This is a genomic window from Streptomyces rhizosphaerihabitans (assembly GCF_025399795.1).
Taxonomy (GTDB): Bacteria; Actinomycetota; Actinomycetes; order Streptomycetales; family Streptomycetaceae; genus Streptomyces; species Streptomyces rhizosphaerihabitans.
The window spans coordinates 107,104-124,501 of record NZ_JAODTZ010000023.1; the positions used below are offsets into that span (position 1 = coordinate 107,104).

The following is a 17,398-nucleotide window of genomic DNA, read 5'->3' on the forward strand; positions in this document are numbered from 1 at the left end:
GCTACTTCGCGCGGGCGACGAGGAGGGCGACGTCGTCGTGGTCGTCGGAGTTGCGCAGGCCGTACAGCAGAAGGTCGCAGATCTCCTCGAGCGGCAGGCCCGGTTCGTCGAGGAAGCTGAGGAGGACGTCCAGGCGGTCGTCGATGGGATGCAGCCGGGTCTCGACCAGGCCGTCCGTGTACAGGACGAGCAGGTCGTCGGGGTTGAGTTCCACCGTGGTGGTCTCGAAGGGGATGCCGCCGACGCCGAGGGGGGCGCCCGACGGCAGGTCCAGCAGCTTGGCGGCGGCGCCGGGACGGGCCAGCGCGGGCGGCATGTGTCCGGCGTTGGCGATGCGGCACTGCTTGCTGTGGGGGTCGTACACGGCGTAGAGACAGGTGACGATGTAGTGCTCCAGGTCGCACGTGATCTTGTCGAGGTGGTGGAGCACGTCTCCGGGGTCGAGGTCGAGGTCGGCGTAGGCGCAGGTGGCGGTGCGCAGCCGGCCCATGGTGGCGGCGGCGTCGATGCCGTTGCCCATGACGTCGCCGACGACCAGGGCGGTCCGGTCGTCGGCCAGCGGAATCACGTCGTACCAGTCGCCGCCGACCTCACTGGTGGCCTGGGCGGGCTGATAGCGGGACGCGACCTCCAGACCCGTGAGGTGGGGCGGATGCTCGGGCAGCAGACTGCGCTGCAGGGTGACGGCGGTGTTGCGCACGCTCTGGAACCACCGGGCGTTGTCGATGGCCACGGCGGCGCGGGTCGCCAGCTCGCTCGCGAGGACGACATCGTCGTCGTCGAAAGGAAGCGGGTTGCGGGTGCGCTTGAGGTCGAGGGCGCCGAGCACCTCACCGTGCGCGATCAGCGGAACGGCGAGATACGAGTGGACGCCGGCCCGTGCCAGGAGGGCGGTGCCCTCGGCGTCGCGGGCGATGCGCGGCAGATCGTGCTCGCCGACGTGCCGCACCAGGACCGGTCTGCCGGTGTGGACGCACAGGGTCACCAGGCGGTCACCTTCGTACGTGGCGAGGTCACCGGGAGGGTCGGCGGCGCGCAGTGCCACGGTGGGGTGGGACGCCTTGAGCGCGAGAGCGCGGAAGAACTCCGGGCCGTTGTCCGGCCTGCGCTTGCGCCGGCAGGCCAGGACGGAGTCGAGGACGTCCACGGCGACCACGTCGGCCAGCTCGGGGGCGGCGATCTCGGCCAGTTCGCGGGCGGTCTGCTCCACCTCCAGGGTGGTGCCGACGCGCGTGGAGGCGCTGGCGATGAGCGCGAGACGACGCCGGGCCCGGTCGGCCTCGGCGGCCGCGCGATGGCGTTCGGTGACGTCGACGACCGAGGCGGCCGCCCCCAGGACCCGTCCGCCCGCGTCCTCCAGCCGGTAGAAGGACAGGGACCAGGCATGTTCGTGGTCGGGATCGGCCGGAGGGCGGCCCACGTGGTACTGGTCGAGCAGCGGTGTGCCCGTGGTGAGCACCTGACGCAGCGCCGACTCGACGGTGTCCACATCGGGAAAGGGCAGAGTCTCCCGCAGGTGACGGCCGACGTGGTCCTCGGCGGGGATGCCGTCGATCCGTTCCAGCGCCGGGTTGACCATGAGATAGCGCAGGTCGGGGTCCATCAGGGCCAGACCGATCGGCGACTGGTTGATCAGCTGTTCGCACAGGGCCAGATCGGTCTCCACCCGCTGGAGCAGAGTGTGGTCGGCGGCGATACCGAGGGCGTAGACATCCCCGAGATCGTCCAGGAGCCGCATGTTGCGGAACTCCATCAGACGGGTGCTGCCGTCCTTGTGCCGGATGGGGAAGGCGCCGGCCCAACTGCGCCCCGTCTCCAGCACATCGGCGAACAACTTGGTGACGGACTGCATGTGCTCGGGGTGGATGATCAGGCGCGCCGCGTACTTGCCGAGAGCCTCTTCCGCCGAATAGCCGATGAGTTCCTCGGCCTGAGGGGTCCAGAAGACGATGCGTCCCTCGGCGTCGAGGACCATCGCGCCCACGCTGAGCACATCCAGCAGGCCGGTCGGCCGGGAAGGGTCGGGCTCGTAGCCTCCACTGTCGGACTGCGAGGAATCGGCTGTCATTCCTGGCCCTCCTCCACCGGCCGCGGCGCGGTGTGCCGGGCTCCGTCGCCGTCGCCGCGCACCTGTGTGCCGACCCCGGCCCTTCCATGCTGCGCCCTGCCCTCGGCCTTGCCCACTCCAGAGCGGCGCCTTGGCATGTTCGGGCCAGGGAGCGGGTGCCGTGCGGACGCTGCCCGGATCCGGTGATCATCCGCCGGACCGTGCACATCGGGCGGACAAGCAGGAACATGGTCGTGTGTAAAGGATGAGAGCTTCATGGTTTCTGCGCAGGAAGGTTCCGATGCGCCCGCGTCCGAAGGACCGGGCGATCCCTTCGACGCGTCCACCGACGCGGCGGCGGTGGTGTCCGGCGACGGGGTGGTACTGGGCTGGACCCGGGGCGCCGAATCGCTCCTCGGCCACCCGGCGGCCGAGATGGTCGGTACCTCGGCCGCGCATCTGCTCGCGCTGCCCCGGGACCCTTTGCGGGTCAGGGGTGTCGCGGATCGGTGCCGCGCCGGAATGGGCTGGAGCGGCCTCATCCCCGTACGGCACCATGACGGCCGGCGCATCGACGTGGACCTGCGCGTCTCCGCGTCGTTCCGCATGGGCGACAGCGAGTGCTTCCTGATCTCGGCACGGGACCGGAGACGGCAGTGGACGGTGGGCCCGGCCTTCCTCGACGGATTCCTGACCCACTCACCGGTCGGCATGGCGGTGCTGGATCTGCAACTGCGCTACGTCTGGATGAACGACACCCTGGAACATCTGGGCGGCGTACCCCGTGAACAGCGGCTCGGGCGCCGGCTGACCGAACTGCTGCCGGGGCTCCAGGCGGAGACCATCGAAGGACTGATGCACAAAGTCCTCGCGACCGGCGAGCCCGTGATCGACTACGAGTACCTGGGATGGAGCTGGGCCGACCCGCATCGCCGACACGCCTATTCCACCTCGTTCTTCCCGCTGCTGGGCGTCGACAACTCGTACACCGGTGTGTGTTACATGGTTCTGGACGTCACCGAGCGGTGGAACGCCCGGCAGCTCCTGTCGCTGGTCAACGAGGCCGGGACCACCATCGGCAGGACCCTCGACGTCATGCGGACGGCACAGGAGCTCGCGGACTTCGCCGTTCCGCGCTTCGCGGACTTCGTCGTCGTCGACCTCCTGGAATCCGTCCTCAGCACCGAGGGGCACGGAGCCTGGCTGTCGGACGCGGGACCGGCACCCGCCAAGCCGATGATGCGGCGCGCCGGTCTGAGCTCGGTGCGGGAGGGCTGCCCGGAGGCCGTGGCCCGGATCGGGGACCGGGCGGACTTCCTTCCGCCGCCCCACGACGTGCACCTGCTCACCAACGGCGAGCCGGTCCTCGTCCAGGTCCTGGACCCGAACGACGACCTGTGGATCGCCGAGGAGCCCGCGAGAGCGGAAAGCATCCGCCGGTACGGGCTGCACTCCCTGATCTCCGTGCCGATGCGGGCGCGCAACACCGCCCTCGGCCTCACCACGTTCGTACGATCCATCAATCCGGTCTCGTTCCAGCCCGACGACGTCCTGCTGGCACGCGAGGTGGTGGCACGCGCGGCGCTGTGCGTCGACAACGCCCGCCGCTACACCCGCGAACACACGGCGGCGGTCACCCTTCAGCGCAGCCTGCTGCCGCACGCCCTGACCGGCGGGACAGCGCTGGAGATCGCCTCCTCCTATCTGCCGGCCGACCCGAGCGGCGGGGTCGGCGGCGACTGGTTCGACGTCATCCCGCTGTCCGGTGCCCGCGTCGGCCTGGTCGTCGGCGATGTCGTCGGCCACGGCATCACCGCGGCGGCCACCATGGGCCGGCTGCGCACCGCGGTGCAGACCCTCGCCGACATGGAGATGCCTCCCGACGAACTGCTGGCGCACCTCGACGACCTCGTGCTCCGGCTGAGCGAGGAGCGGACCCATGGGCAGGAGGCCGACCGGAGCACGACCGCGTCCTTCCTCGGAGCGACCTGTCTGTACGCCGTCTACGATCCCGTCACCAGGCGCTGCACGATGGCCCGGGCCGGACATCCGCCCCCCGTCGTCGTCGCCCCCGACGGGCAGGTCACCTTTCCGGAGCTGCCCGCGGGCCCTCCGCTCGGGCTCGGCGGGATGGCGTTCGAGAGCCATGAACTCGAACTCGCCGAGAACAGCCTGATCGGTCTCTACACCGACGGCCTCGTCGAGGGCGGGCACTACGACATGGAACTCGGCATGGCACGCCTCGGGGAACTGCTCGCCCGGTCGGACCCCGACCTCGAAACACTGTGCTCGGACGTCGTACGGCAGCTCGTGCCCGTGCCCCAGCCCGATGACATCGCCCTGCTCCTGGCGCGCACCCACACCCTGGGCGACGACCACGTCGTCTCGTGGGAGGTGCCGGTGGACCCGGCCGCCGTCTCCGACATGCGGGCCCGTGCCACACACGTCGTCGAATCCTGGGGTCTCGGGGAACTGACCATGACGACGCAGCTCATCGTGAGCGAACTCGTCACCAACGCGATCCGCTACGCCGAACCGCCCATTCGGCTGCGGCTGCTCTGCGACACCCGGCTGACCTGCGAGGTCTCCGACGCCAGCAGCACCGCCCCACGGCTCAGACACGCCCGGAGCATGGACGAAGGTGGCCGCGGTCTCTTTCTGGTGGCCCAGCTCGCCCATCGCTGGGGCGCCCGCCACTCGGCGGAGGGAAAGGTCATCTGGGCCGAACAGGAGATTCCGTGAGTACGCCGGACCTCAGCGGCCGGTTCCGCGCGGGCCGCGTTCCTCAGCCGAGGCCGGCCTCCGGCCGGTCCGCCCGGCCGGGATCGCCGTCCTGGCCGCCGGGATCGAAGCCGTGGCCTTCGCACCAGGAACGGTACGCGGCGACCGCCGTGGGCAGTGTGGGGAAGATCCGGTCCTCGCCGACGGACGCGCTCAGCCCGTAGGCGTCCAGCTCGTCGCGCAGATCCTGCTTGACCCGGGCCATCGCGAACTCGATCCCGCGCCTGTCGAGTTCCTGCCGCAGCTCGTCCAGCGAGTCCAGCGCGGTGATGTCCACCTCCACATTGGCCTCCGCGTTGAGGACGAACCACCGGACCGGGACCTCCTGTTCGGCCACCGCGCCCAGGGCGCTGCGCCGGAAGTCCTCCGCGTTGGCGAAGAACAGCGGGGAGTCGTAGCGGTAGACCAGCAGACCGGGAATCACCCGGGCCTCGGGGAAGTCGTCGACGTCGTGCATGCCCGCCATGCCCGGCACCAGTCCCTGGACCGCGTCGTGCGGGCGCGCCACTCTGCTCAGCAGCTCGGCGACCGACAGACCGACGGCCACCAGCACCCCGTACAGGATGTCGAGGGCGAGGACTCCGACGAGGCAGCCGAGGGCCAGCAGGAGTTCCCGGGCCCGGAAGGACGCCAGCCGCCGGAAGCCGGCCAGGTCGATCATCCGGATCGCGGCGTAGACGACCAGCGCACCGAGGACGGCCATGGGGGTGTTGGTGAGCAGAGGACTCAGGAACAGCAGGACGGCCAGCACGGAAACCCCGGCCGTGAGCCCGTACGCCTGGGTGTGCGCGCCCGTGGACTGCGCGAGAGCCGTACGACTGGCGCTGCTGCTCACCGGGAACCCCTGAAGGGTGCCCGCGCCGAGGTTCACGGCGCCCAGGGCCAGCAACTCCTGGTTCGCGTCCAGCGCCGTACCGCCGTCGTCGGTCGTGAAGGCACGCGCGGTCAGGATGAAGTCGGTGTAGCCCACGAGCAGGACACCGACGGCGGGCAGCAGCAGTTCGCGCAGGTTGCCGAGATCGGGCAGCTGAGGGTGGGGCAGCCCGGCCGGGATCTCGCCGATCACCGCGAGGCCGTGGTCCTGGAGGTCGAACGCCGCGACCACGGCCGTGCCGAGGACGAGGGCCAGCAGGGGCCCCGGGATGCTCCAGCGGAAGCGCGTGGCCAGGTACAGGAAGACCAGCGTCACGGCGCTGAAGATCACCGTCGTGGGATGGATCTCGTCCAGGTTCCCGAAGAAGGAGGCCAGTTTCGGGAAGAACCCCGAACCGTCCGTCGGGACGCCGGTGAGCTTGGTGAGCTGATCCACCATCATGATCAGCGCCACGCCCGCCAGATACCCGATCAGCACGGGCCGGGAGAGCAGATCGGCCACGAATCCCAGCCGCGCCGCCCACGCCACGAGACACATCAGACCCACCGCGAAGGCGAGCGCGGACGCCAGGACCGCGTACCGCGCCGGATCGCCGCCGGCGAGCGGCCCGACGACGGTCGCGGTCATCAGCGCCGTCGTCGACTCGGGCCCCACCGACAGAAGTCGGGACGAGCCCAGCAGGGCGTACAGCACGATCGCGGGCAGGATCGCCCACAGACCCACGACGGGCGGCAGCCCCGCGACACTGGCGTACGCCATGACCTGCGGCACCAGATAGGCCGCGACCGTCACCCCGGCCAGCAGGTCCCCGCGCAGCCAGCTCCGCCGGTACCCCCGCAGCACCGCGACGCCGGGTACCGCGGGCACAGCGCGACGCCACCCTCCGCCTGGGGTGCCGGGGTGCTTCGACACGGCTGTCCTTCGGGTAGGTCCGCGCCGGACGGGCACGGACACGGGCCCGCGCACTCAATCGGTGCGCTGCGCCCTGCGGGCCAGGAGCTTACCCACCTCCCACAGGACCAGGAGCGCGACGGCGGACAGCAGGGCCCAGCCGAACTGCCGCAGATCGATCCGGGTGGTGCCGAGGATGCGACGGAACCCGTCCATCTGGGTCACCAGGACCGCGAGGACGAACTGGGCCAGTGCCGTCCAGTTCATCTGCTTGCTGTCGAACGTGCTCGTCGTCAGTACCGAGTCCGTCTCGCTGCGGCATTCGAACGCGGCCACGATCAGGCAGAGCGCGAACGCCGTGAACGCCATCGAACTGCCGATGTGGACGCTGTCGAAGCGGGATTCGCCCAGCTTGATCAGCCCGAGCAGGATGAGCGTGATCGCCAGCCCGCTGAGGCCGACCGTCACCATCACGGGCCGGGTCAGCACCGTCTCCCCCCGGGGACGCGGCCTGCGCCGCATGAGCCCCGCGCTCTCCTTGTCGAAGCCGAGCGCGAAGCCGAAGGAGGCGTTGACCACGAAGTGGATCCACAACACCTGCGGCGGGGTGAAGGGTTCACCGGCCGCGATGTTGAAGATGGTCGCCCCGAGGAAGGTCAGGACGAAGGTGACCAGCAGCAGGAGCACGAAGCGGATGTACTTGGTGAGGTTGTCGTAGAGATTGCGGCCCTGTTCCACGGCGTAGACGATCGTCGCGAAGTTGTCGTCGGACAGGATCATCCGCGCCGCGTTCTTCGCCACGTCCGTACCGCTGCCCATGGCGATACCGATGTCGGCGGACTTGATGGCGGGAGCGTCGTTGACACCGTCGCCGGTCATCGCGACGACATCGCCCTTCTTCTTGAGCGTGGCCGCCAGCAGCACCTTGTGCTCCGGCGCGACCCGACCCACCACCCCGATGTCGTCGATGCGGGCCAGCTGCTCGTGCTCCGGCAGCGCGGCGAAGTCCGCACCGAGGACCGCCTCGCCGGGGATCCCGAGCTGCCGGGCGATGGCGGCACCCGTCGTGACGTCGTCCCCGGTCACCATGCGGACCCGGATGTGGGCGGCCTGGGCGCTTGCCACGGCGGCCCGGGACTCCTCGCGGGGCGGGTCGACCATCCCGACCAGGCTGGTCATCCGCAGGCCGGTGACATAGGCGAGCAGATCTCCGTCGGGATCGAAGTCGTCCGGGTCCAGATCCCGGGTCGCCGCCGCCATCACCCGGCGCCCCTCACCGCCCATGCGCTCGGCCTGTTCATCGGCGCGCCGGCTGAGCTCCTCGTCCCAGGGGACGGTCGCGCCGCCCGACAGAGCGGTGGCCGCGCGGGCCGTCACCGCCGGAGCCGCACCTTTCACGAAACAGCGCACCACCGGCCGGCCCACGGCGTCGACGGCGGAGTTGAAGGTCGCCATCAACTTGTAACCCGGGTCGAAGGGCAGCGTGGCGAGACGCGGCAGCCGCTCGTGCGTGGCGTCGATGTCCAGCCCCGCCTTGTGGGCCAGCACCAGGAACGCGCCCTCCGTCGGATCGCCGACGACCTCGCCGTCCACCAGCTTGGCGTCGTTCGCGACGAGGTACGGAAGGATCGCGTCCTCGACGCCCGCGGAGGAGCCCGCGGCGTGCTGGATCCTCCCGTCGAGGCCGTAGCCCGTACCGGAGACGGTGTACCGGTCCGTGGGGGTCAATATCTCCACGGCCGTCATCTGGTTCATGGTCAGGGTGCCGGTCTTGTCCGAGTTGATCGCCGACGTGAACGCCAGGGTCTCGACGGACGGCAGCTCCTTCACGATGGCGTTGCGCTTCGCCAGATTGAGACTGCCGACGGACAGGATCGCCTGGGTCACCGTGGGCAGGGCCTCGGGAATGGCGGCGATGGCCAGCGAGACCGCGCTGACGAACAGGGCGTCCCACGCCTGGTCGCGGCGGTACCCGAGCGCGAACATCACGATCATGGTCAGGCCCGCGGCGGCCGTGATCCACAGCGTCAGCGTGTCGAGCTCCTTGGTGAGCGGCGCCTCCTCCCTCTCGGTCGCCGACAGCATCTCCGAGATCTTTCCGAGCTCGGTGCCCGCACCCGTCCCGGTGACGACCGCGACACCGCTGCCATGGGTGACCGGGGTGTGCATGAACGCCATGTTCGACTGATCCCCCGGGCCCAGCAGGACCTTCGGGAGGGTCTCGGCGTCCTTCGAGGCGGGGACGCTCTCGCCGGTGAGAGCCGACTCGTCGATCTGCAACGCGTGGGCTTCGACGATCCGCCCGTCCGCCGGAACCTGGTCGCCGGCGGTGATGCGCACGACATCGCCCACGACCAGCTGCTCCGCCGGGATCTCCGACTCGGTTCCGTCACGTCTGACCCGGGCCGTCGCCGTCAGCATGGACTGGAGCGCGTTCATCGCGCTCTCGGCCTTCCCCTCCTGCCGCAGACCCACGACCGCGTTCAGCAGGGTCAGCAGGACGAGCAGGATCGCGGTGCTCCACTCGGCGATCGCCAGCGAGACGACCGCGGCCACCAGGAGGACGACCTGCATATAGCTTCGGTACTGGTCGACGAACCGCCGCCACGCCGGCTTCGGCTTCTCCTCCGGCAGCGTGTTCGGCCCGTTCTCGGCCAGCAGTTCGGCGACCCTGGCCGCGGTGAGTCCGGACGCGGGATCGACACCGAAAGCCGAGGCGACGTCCTGCGGAGCACGCGCGTACCAGAGCTCCGGAGCAACGCGCTCCGGAGCCTTCGGGCCGCTCGACTGCATCGCCATCTCAGCTCTCCGATCTGGATCCGGTCCGCCGTCCGTGTCCCTCAGGACCTACTTCCGCTTGCCCTTCCCGGTCCGCGCCGCCGCGCCGGACGCCTGCCGCCCCTTCGCCTTACGGCCGCTGCGGCGCTCTCCGCCGCCCGCTTCGCCGGCCGGATGACCGGCCGCGTACGGATCGGCCGGCGCACCCTTCGGAGCGTCGGCCTCCAGTTCCCGCCGCGCGGCCCGGAGGTCCCCCCGCGCCTCCTTGCCGACCACGGGGTAACTGGGGTCGATGTCCATGAGCGTGTGAGCCAGCACCGCCGCGGTGGAGACGCGCGCGAACCACTTCCGGTCCGCCGGGACGACGTACCAGGGCGCCCAGGGCGTACTCGTCCGCGAGAGCATTTCGGAGAACGCGTGCTGGTACTCGTCCCACCGCCGGCGCTCGCGGACATCGGCGGCGGAGAACTTCCAGTTCCGCTCCGGCACGTCGAGCCGCTTCATGAAACGGGTGCGCTGCTCCTCCTTGGAAAGGTTCAGGAAGATCTTCACGACCTTGAACCCGTTGTCGGTCAGGTAGCGCTCCCAGTCGTTGATGGCCCGGTAGCGGCGATCCCAGATGTCCGCACCGCGCACATCCGCCGGCAGCCGCTGCCGGTCGAGGAGCTCCGGGTGCACCCGGACGACGAGCACCTCCTCGTAGTGCGAACGGTTGAAGATCGCGATGTCGCCACGGGCGGGAAGTTTGTTGGCGTACCGCCACAGGTAGTCGTGGTCGAGCTCCTCGGCGGAGGGCTGCTTGAAGCTGCTGACCTTGACGCCCTGCGGGTTCACCCCGCTCATGACGTGCCGGATCGTGCCGTCCTTGCCTCCGGCGTCGAGCGCCTGAAGACAGAGCAGTACGCCGTACGTGTCCTGGGCCGCCAGCCGTTCCTGGTACTCGGCGAGCAGGGACACGCCCGTGCGCAGCAGCTCCACACCGTGCTTCTTCTTCAGACCGGCCTTGTACCGGGGGTCGAAGTCCTCGCCCAGGTTCACCCGTGATCCCGGCTCGACCCGCAGGGGCTCGATGAGCCTCGCGACGCGTTCGGCCCTGGCATCCGTCATGACGACCCGCCTCTTCTCCTGTCACGGTGAGCACCGCGTGGTCACGAGCGCTCACCGACACCGCCCAGGTCGGACGCGGGCGCGGGCCGGAGCCTGGCGGGAATCCACCGGCCGAGCAGGGAAGAGCGTCCCGGGCCCTCGGCCTGTCGCTCCGCCGTCCCGGCCGATGCCGGCCGCTCGGCGGTCGTGTCGCCGACGGCCGTCGGCGCGTGGGCGGTTCCGTCGTCGTGCGGGGCGCCGAGCAGCGCCCGGACCCGGCGTTCGACCAGGATCGGGACGTACGTCCTGACCTTCGCCTGCCGGAACGAACCGCGGGCCGTCGCGACCACTTCATCCACGACGGACGGGTCGACCGAGGGGTACGCGGCCTTCAGCCTCGCGGTCAGGCGAAGGAGGGCGACCGCCTCGTCCTGGCGGGCAGCCTTGTGTGCCGTCGGGTCTGCCGCCGGAAGGGTGCCCGTGGGCGGAGCGGGAGCGCGGCTCGCTTCCTGCGGCGCGCCGCTCTCGTCGGCAGTGGATGCCGGCTCGTCCGTCTTCATCGCTCAACCACCCGCGCGCTCGCAAGACTCGAGCCTCAAGGGGCGGAGACCGTATGGCCAACGGTCCCGATCCGACCGCCCCGAGACGGCTCGACGGCCGGGTACGAGGCCGTCCCACTCATTCTGGGTCCGCCCGGTCGAATCCGCCTCACGGACGGTGCGCCCTCGCCGGTGCCCGCCCTGTCGCGGGCGCGGCCATCGCGGACAGGCCGCTCGCGGGACGGCGCAAGGTCCGTGTCCGCGTAGCGACCGATCTGGTGGGGGCGGGTGGCGGATCGTCGCCGGAGTGCTCGGGGAGGTCTGACCGCTCGCGGAGGTCAGATGGTGCGCAGGGTCCGCTGGGCGAGCCGGTACGCGGGAAGCATCTCTGTGTGCTCGCCGGTGTCCAGTCCGCCGAGGTGCACGACGACCGGGCCGTCATCGGTGGTGACGGCGAAGGCGGACTCCTTCTTCGACTCCTGGAAGGCCTCACTGGTGTAGACGTATTCCACCTCGGTGCCGGACAGGCCGCCCGCGTCGAACGTGCGGTAGACCGCCTTGCCCGCGCCGTGTTCGGCGGCCACGAAGGCCTTGAGTACGGTGCCGGCGTCGTCGGCGCCCGGTTTTCCGGTCCAGACCCGGAGGTAGCCGATGTTCCCGGCGGGCTTGGCGTCGATCTCGCAGACGAGGGTGACCGGTCCCTGCCGGAACAGCGGATCCGTGACGTCCCTGGTGCCGTCCGTTCCGATCGGGGCCTGCGCCGCCGCGTCGATGGACTGCGGCTTCCAGTCCTCGGCCGTGTCGAAGCTGACCGGCAGTTCGCAGGCCGAGCCCGCGGGACCGAGTGTGCCGCCGCTCTTGGCCATCGTGCCGGTGGCACCGGAATCCTGGTCGGTGGACGTCGCGCTTGCGCCCGCCCTCGGACTCTTGTCGGCGGTGGTCGAGCAGCCCGTCGCCACGACGGTCAACAGGGCCACGTACACCGCCCCGCGCCACCCGCCCCGTATACCTACAGCCATGATGTGCTCCCCCTTGGTCCTGTGGACACAATGTAGACGAGGCATGGCGGATGGGTGCGGGGCGGGTGGGAGGGGTCCGGCTGTGGACCGGGCGGACAGTGTCCGCCGTGACGGGATGGCGGCTGACGTCCCGTCACCAATATTCGGCTCGACCGTAGTTGGCTCGAATGTCACCGGAGTGCGGGCAGGACACATGTCACTGCCTGCGCGCTGTCGGGCGCTCCCGGTGGGTGGGTGGAGGGTCAGCCGAAGGCCTTGACCGCCTGGTAGTAGGTCCACGCGGTGCTGTCGCAGGAGACCTTCGTCGCGCCGCTGTAGTTGGCGCAGACTCGGCCCAGGTCCGCGTAGAGCATGCTGTCGAGCCGAGACTTGTTGGCATCGAAGGAGCCGGCGGCCTTGTAGTTGCGATAGCCGAAGTCGTGGCGGGCACATGAAGTGGCGAAGGGGAAGCCGAACGGGTTGTCCGGCGACGTGGAGCAGTAGTCGGTGGACCAGTCGAAGGCATACGCCGACCAGGCCGACTGGTTGGCGCGTGCGGCGACCCAGGTGTTGTAGCTCGACGCGCTGGTCTGGGTCCAGCTGGACAGGACTTGGGGCTTGTCGGCCGGGGCGGCGCTAGCGGCTGTAGCGGTCGCCGTGACGGCCACGAGGGCCATGGCCGAGGCGGCGAGGCCGGTGGCGAGTCTTTGGTGCATCCCAACACCTCCATGAGGCTGCGACCCGCCCGTCGGGCTGCAGGTTCATGACACGAATGATCGGCATCGCGACCCTCCTTGCATAGAGCTTGAACCCCAACAATCAATTAACTCGGGGGAGTTGGGGGGACGCGTTTCATGTCTGCGACCACCATGGCGGACTATGGCTGGATGTGTTCCTTGGGGTCGGGGTCCGGCGCGGCGTTCTCGGGTGCGACAACGGGGGGTTGACGTGACAACGGGGGTTGTCATGCTGGGGATATGGCGAACGCGAAGGATCTTTCCGTGCATCAGTCAACTCTCGGACGCATCAAGGAGGTTCGCGCACAGGCCATTCACCATGCGCACCTGGCCCGGCAGTTCGCTGTCGAGAGGCGTGAGCTGATGCAGGGCCTCATCGATCAGGGAGTGTCGCAGGCGGACATCGCGCGGGAACTCGGCGTGTCGCGGCAGGCCATTCAGAAGATGCTGGCCTGCTAGGTCGTCGCGCGGCTGGGTCGTACGGGCCTCTCGCCCCTCGCGGATACCACGACGGGTTGATGGCCCGACGGAACGCATGCCCTCAAGCGCTCATGTCCCATGTTCTCGCGCGTTCATGTTCATGTGTGCCCCATGTTCATGTGTGCCCCGTGTTCATGTCTCATGTCCCGTGTGTCTGCCCTCATGCCCTCATGCCCTTTGCCGACCGACCGGCCAGGTGGTCGGCCGGTGGCGCGCGCGGCGGGGCCGGCTGGGTGGCCCGGCTGTCGTACGAAGTGATGCCGACTGTTGTACGAGGCCCTGGGGCGGGGTGAGTTGGGTGACGACGGGGGCTTTTTCCGCGGAGGGGGCTCGCATACGGGGCGAGTGGCAAGAGCCTGGACGTCCATCGGGTGTGGAGCTCTCGGAGTTGGGCGTCTTTGTCTTCATGCCGGGTTGGCATGCCGACGCGCCTGACGGCGGAACGTTCCCGAGTTCGGGGGCTGTCGCCCCGCCACGGCCGGACACGTCCTGGCGGCAGGACAGCGCACGGCCCGCGTCCTGGCTCGCGCGGCCGGAATCACGGCGCATTCGCCGGACCGGCTCTCGTGTGACCGGATCGGTCCGCACACGGACCCGATGAGGTCTGTCCCCAGGGTGCGCGGGCCGGTCAGAGTGGGGGCATGACCCGAGCACTGATCGTCATCGATGTCCAGGAATCCTTCCGCGCCCGCCCCCTGTGGGAGACCATCTCCAATCCGAAGATCACCGACCAGGTGGACCGGCTGGTCGGCCTCGCCCGCAGCGCCGGCGACACCGTGGTGTGGGTGCTGCACTCGGAGCCCGGCAGCGGCGGCGTGTTCGACCCCGCCCTCGGTCACGTCCGGCTGATGGACGAGCTCCGGCGCGAGGAAGGGGAACCGCTGGTCCACAAGACCTCGCACAACGCCTTCACCACCACCAACCTGCAGCAACTCCTCACCGAACGCGGTGTCCGCGAGCTCACCGTCTGCGGTATCCGCACCGAGCAGTGCGTGGAGACCACCACCCGCCTCGCGAGCGACCTCGGCTACCAGGTCACCTTCGTCTCCGACGCCACCGCGACCAACCCCATCCCGCACCGTGACGCCCCCGCCGACCAGAGCGTGGCCGAGCTGCTGGCGGACCCCCGCACCCTGAGTGCCGAGGAGGTCATCAGGCGCACCGAGTACGCCCTGGCCGGGCGCTTCGCCACCATCGCCACGGTCGACGACCTTGAGACCTCGGCCGCGTCTCGGGCATGATGACCGGATCGTGAGCCACATCGTCTTCTTCCTGGTGCCCGGAGTCCATCTGCTGGACCTGGCCGGCCCCGCGCAGGTCTTCTCCACGGCCGCCGACTTCGGGCACCCCTACACCCTCGACTACGTCGCCGAACAGCCGCAGACCCCCACCGCTCAGGGGCTGCCGCTGGTGACCCGGCTCGACTGGCCGGAGCTCGGCCCAGCGGATCTGATCGTCGTGCCCGGCTGGCGGGCGCTCACCCTCACCGACGGCCCTCGCATCGGCGAGGCCGCTCTGCGGGTCCTCCGGGACCACCATGCGAGGGGCGGCACCGTCGCCAGTGTCTGCGCGGGAGCCGACGCGCTCGGCCGGGCCGGGCTGCTCGACGGCCGTCGCTGCACCACGCACCACGACGTCCAGGACGATCTCGCCCGCCGCTACCCTCGGGCGGCCGTGGTCCGCGATGTCCTGTACACCGAGGACGACCGGGTGGTCACCTCGGCAGGCATCGCCAGCGGGATCGATCTCGCCCTGCACCTGATCGCCACCCGACACGGCCCGGCAGCGGGCGCGCAGGTCGCGCGGGACATGGTGGTCTACGCACGACGCAACGGCCACGAACCCCAGGCCAGCGCGATGCTCCGGTACCGGTCCCACCTGGACGACACCGTGCACCGCGCCCAGGACCTGCTCGACGCCCGCTTCGACCGGCCGGTGCCGCTGCCGGAACTGGCCGCGGCCGTGGGCGTGAGCGAACGCACCCTCACCCGCCTCTTCACCCGCGCGACCGACGGCCTCACACCGCTGCGCTATCAGCAGGCCCTGCGTCTGGAGCGCGCCGAGCACCTCATCAGCCACGGCGTCACCGTCGATGCCGCCGCCCGCGCGGTGGGCTTCGAAGACGCCCGCATGCTGCGCCGCCTGCGGGCCCGCGCGACCTGAACCGCCACGAGCGGACGGCACGAGCGGGTCTCAGGTCTCCTGGCCCGCTCCCGTGAGCGTGGCCCGCTGGCGCGCGGCGCGTACGGCCGCCGTCAGCGAGGCGATGTCGTAGGCGCCGTAGTGACGGCGGCCGTTGACGAAGAACGTCGGAGTGCCCGAAACACCGCTGAGATCGGCCGACTCGACGTCCATGGCCACCCGGGCCGTGCTCGCGCCGCCCCGGAGGTCCTCGCGGAAGCGGCCGCTGTCGAGGCCGAGACGTGTGGCGTACCGGAACAGGTCCCTCGGCCCCAGGTCGCCCTGATGTCCCATGAGGAGGTCGTGCATCTCCCAGTAGCGGCTCTGGTGGGCCGCGGCCTCGGCCGCCTGTGCGGCGAGCTGTGCGTTGGGGTGCACGTCGGTGAGCGGAAGATGGCGCCATACGTAGCGGACGTCGCCGAAGTCGGCGAGCAGTTCGCGCACCACGGACTCGGCCAGACCGCAGTAGGGACACTCGAAGTCGCCGTACTCCACGAGGGTCACGGGCGCGTCGAGGGGCCCGCGCACATGGTCGCGCTCCACGTCGACGGGTTCGCTGAGATCGACGATGCTCCGGCCGGTGCCGAGCAGGGCCCGCGCGCGGGAGCGCCCGGTGAGCGCACCGATCACCAGGGTGACGACCCAGGTGAGAAGGAACGAGCCCGCGACCGCGGCCAGGATGCCGACCTTCGCCTGCGCCAGACGGTCGCCGGTGAAGGCCAGCGACGCGATCAGCAGGGCCACGGTGAAGCCCACACCGGCCAGCGTGCCCCCCGCGGTGATGGCACCCCAGCCCACGGGCGGGTGAAGACGTCCTCGGGCCGCGCGCGTGGTGAGCCAGGTGCCGCCGATGATGCCGACGGGCTTGCCGAGCAGGTAGCCGAAGAGGATGCCGAGGGTGATCGGTGAGGTGAAGGCGTCGGCGAGCTGACCGGCGCTGAGGGTGATGCCGGCGTTGGCGAGGGCGAACAGCGGCACGATCACGTAACTGGTCCAGGGATGGAACATCTGCTGGAGCCGCTCGTTCGGGGAGAGCGTCGAGGCCAGACCGCGCCGCACCGTGCGCTCCAGCTCCGGGGTCGGCTGCTCGCGGAAACGCCGGAACAGCCGGCTGGCGTGTTCCAGATCGCTGCGCTCCGCGGCGTACGCGTACGTCAGCATGCCCATCGCGAGACCCGTCACCACCGGGTCGATCCCCGACTTCAGGAGCGCCACCCAGATCGCCACGCCCAGCACGCCGTACAGCGAGGGAATCCGCGCGCCGATGGTGCGCCGCAGCAGCAGGACGACCACGAACAGTCCGAGCGCCGTCAGCAGCGCGGGCAGCGAGATGGTGTCGCTGTAGGCGACGACGATGACGGCCAGAGCCAGGAAGTCGTCCACCACGGCGACGGTGAGGATGAAGACGCGAAGATTGGTGGGCAGTCGTGAGCCGAAGACGGCGAGCATGCCGAGGGCGAACGCGGTGTCCGTCGACATGGCGGCACCCCAGCCGTGCGCCGCGGAGCCATGGCCCGACGTGATGGCCAGGTACACGACGACGGGGACGATCATGCCGCTGAGCCCCGCCAGCAGCGGCAGGGTGACCCGGCGGCGTTCTCGCAGCTCGCCCAGGTCGAACTCGCGGCGCGCCTCCAGACCGACGACGAAGAAGAACAGCGTCATCAGGCCGCTGTTCACCCACTCGCGCAGATCCAGTGACACTCCGCCCGACCCGATACGGATCGACAGCTCGGTGCCCCACACCGTCTCGTACGAGTCAGCACCGATGTTGGCCCAGGCCAGCGCCGCCAGAGCGGCGGCGAGCAGCACGGCGGCGCTGCCGGTCTCCGTCCGCAAAAACGCGTGCAACGGGCTGCGAGCGCGCTGGCCGCACTGAGTCTGACCTGACATGGACGGCGTCTCGGATGGCATGGTCACCCTCCGATTCTCGCCCCGGACCGGATACTTCCCCAGGCGGCGGGTGACCGGACCGGCGAGCGGGTGACCGGATCGATCAGGATTCG

The 17,398-nt window shown here is 70.2% G+C and carries 12 protein-coding genes; 4 read left to right on the forward strand and 8 right to left on the reverse strand.

All coding sequences use genetic code 11. The features are described from left to right. Nucleotide 1: 1 nt before the first annotated feature. A complete protein-coding gene (locus N4G66_RS23250; protein WP_261706099.1) occupies nt 2-2,068 on the reverse strand; it encodes a SpoIIE family protein phosphatase in 2,067 nt (688 codons plus the stop codon). Nucleotides 2,069-2,323: 255 nt separating this feature from the next. Here N4G66_RS23250 and N4G66_RS23255 point away from each other — a divergent pair, with 255 nt between their 5' ends. Then, the gene (locus N4G66_RS23255; protein ID WP_261706100.1) at nt 2,324-4,789 is read left to right on the forward strand and encodes a SpoIIE family protein phosphatase; all 2,466 of its coding nucleotides are present in this window, start codon (nt 2,324-2,326) and stop codon (nt 4,787-4,789) included. 43 nt (nt 4,790-4,832) lie between these two features. Here the strand turns inward: N4G66_RS23255 and N4G66_RS23260 are convergent, their stop codons facing one another. The 6 genes from N4G66_RS23260 to N4G66_RS23285 all read right to left on the reverse strand — a co-directional run bounded on the left by N4G66_RS23260 (nt 4,833) and on the right by N4G66_RS23285 (nt 12,710). Further along, complete coding sequence (locus N4G66_RS23260) at nt 4,833-6,614, reverse strand: SulP family inorganic anion transporter (RefSeq protein ID WP_391858865.1); 1,782 nt, start codon at nt 6,612-6,614, stop codon at nt 4,833-4,835. Nucleotides 6,615-6,668: 54 nt separating this feature from the next. Further along, nucleotides 6,669-9,386 carry a cation-translocating P-type ATPase gene (locus N4G66_RS23265; RefSeq protein WP_391858867.1) on the reverse strand — a complete coding sequence of 906 codons (2,718 nt, stop codon included), beginning with the start codon at nt 9,384-9,386 and terminating at the stop codon, nt 6,669-6,671. Between the two features lie 54 nt (nt 9,387-9,440). Further along, nucleotides 9,441-10,478 carry a polyphosphate kinase 2 family protein gene (locus tag N4G66_RS23270; RefSeq protein WP_261706103.1) on the reverse strand — a complete coding sequence of 346 codons (1,038 nt, stop codon included), beginning with the start codon at nt 10,476-10,478 and terminating at the stop codon, nt 9,441-9,443. Between the two features lie 41 nt (nt 10,479-10,519). Continuing rightward, nucleotides 10,520-11,017 carry a three-helix bundle dimerization domain-containing protein gene (locus N4G66_RS23275; RefSeq protein WP_261706104.1) on the reverse strand — a complete coding sequence of 166 codons (498 nt, stop codon included), beginning with the start codon at nt 11,015-11,017 and terminating at the stop codon, nt 10,520-10,522. 317 nt (nt 11,018-11,334) lie between these two features. Next, a complete protein-coding gene (locus tag N4G66_RS23280; RefSeq protein WP_261706105.1) occupies nt 11,335-12,015 on the reverse strand; it encodes a lipoprotein in 681 nt (226 codons plus the stop codon). 242 nt (nt 12,016-12,257) lie between these two features. Continuing rightward, a complete protein-coding gene (locus N4G66_RS23285; RefSeq protein ID WP_261706106.1) occupies nt 12,258-12,710 on the reverse strand; it encodes a phospholipase in 453 nt (150 codons plus the stop codon). Between the two features lie 261 nt (nt 12,711-12,971). On the opposite strand from N4G66_RS23285, the gene N4G66_RS23290 reads away from it, so the two are divergent. The 3 genes from N4G66_RS23290 to N4G66_RS23300 all read left to right on the forward strand — a co-directional run bounded on the left by N4G66_RS23290 (nt 12,972) and on the right by N4G66_RS23300 (nt 15,374). Then, nucleotides 12,972-13,190 (forward strand): helix-turn-helix domain-containing protein, encoded by a 219-nt coding sequence (locus N4G66_RS23290; RefSeq protein ID WP_261706107.1) that lies wholly within the window; start codon nt 12,972-12,974, stop codon nt 13,188-13,190. Nucleotides 13,191-13,852: 662 nt separating this feature from the next. After that, nucleotides 13,853-14,452 (forward strand): isochorismatase family protein, encoded by a 600-nt coding sequence (locus tag N4G66_RS23295; RefSeq protein ID WP_261706108.1) that lies wholly within the window; start codon nt 13,853-13,855, stop codon nt 14,450-14,452. Between the two features lie 10 nt (nt 14,453-14,462). Next, nucleotides 14,463-15,374, forward strand: coding sequence for a GlxA family transcriptional regulator (locus tag N4G66_RS23300; protein ID WP_261706109.1), 912 nt, complete (start codon nt 14,463-14,465; stop codon nt 15,372-15,374). Nucleotides 15,375-15,404: 30 nt separating this feature from the next. Here the strand turns inward: N4G66_RS23300 and nhaA are convergent, their stop codons facing one another. Next, entirely contained in the window at nt 15,405-17,306 is a 1,902-nt protein-coding gene (nhaA, locus tag N4G66_RS23305) for a Na+/H+ antiporter NhaA (RefSeq protein WP_391858868.1), read from the reverse strand. Nucleotides 17,307-17,398 lie beyond the last annotated feature (92 nt).

What these genes read in the sequence shown, in the direction of transcription:
- N4G66_RS23250 (WP_261706099.1), bottom strand. Translation starts at nt 2,068, where the DNA reads ATGACAGCCGATTCCTCGCAGTCCGACAGTGGAGGCTACGAGCCCGAC.
- N4G66_RS23255 (WP_261706100.1), top strand. Translation starts at nt 2,324, where the DNA reads ATGGTTTCTGCGCAGGAAGGTTCCGATGCGCCCGCGTCCGAAGGACCG.
- N4G66_RS23265 (WP_391858867.1), bottom strand. Translation starts at nt 9,386, where the DNA reads ATGCAGTCGAGCGGCCCGAAGGCTCCGGAGCGCGTTGCTCCGGAGCTC.
- N4G66_RS23270 (WP_261706103.1), bottom strand. Translation starts at nt 10,478, where the DNA reads ATGACGGATGCCAGGGCCGAACGCGTCGCGAGGCTCATCGAGCCCCTG.
- N4G66_RS23275 (WP_261706104.1), bottom strand. Translation starts at nt 11,017, where the DNA reads ATGAAGACGGACGAGCCGGCATCCACTGCCGACGAGAGCGGCGCGCCG.
- N4G66_RS23280 (WP_261706105.1), bottom strand. Translation starts at nt 12,015, where the DNA reads ATGGCTGTAGGTATACGGGGCGGGTGGCGCGGGGCGGTGTACGTGGCC.
- N4G66_RS23285 (WP_261706106.1), bottom strand. Translation starts at nt 12,710, where the DNA reads ATGCACCAAAGACTCGCCACCGGCCTCGCCGCCTCGGCCATGGCCCTC.
- N4G66_RS23290 (WP_261706107.1), top strand. Translation starts at nt 12,972, where the DNA reads ATGGCGAACGCGAAGGATCTTTCCGTGCATCAGTCAACTCTCGGACGC.
- N4G66_RS23295 (WP_261706108.1), top strand. Translation starts at nt 13,853, where the DNA reads ATGACCCGAGCACTGATCGTCATCGATGTCCAGGAATCCTTCCGCGCC.
- nhaA (WP_391858868.1), bottom strand. Translation starts at nt 17,306, where the DNA reads ATGCCATCCGAGACGCCGTCCATGTCAGGTCAGACTCAGTGCGGCCAG.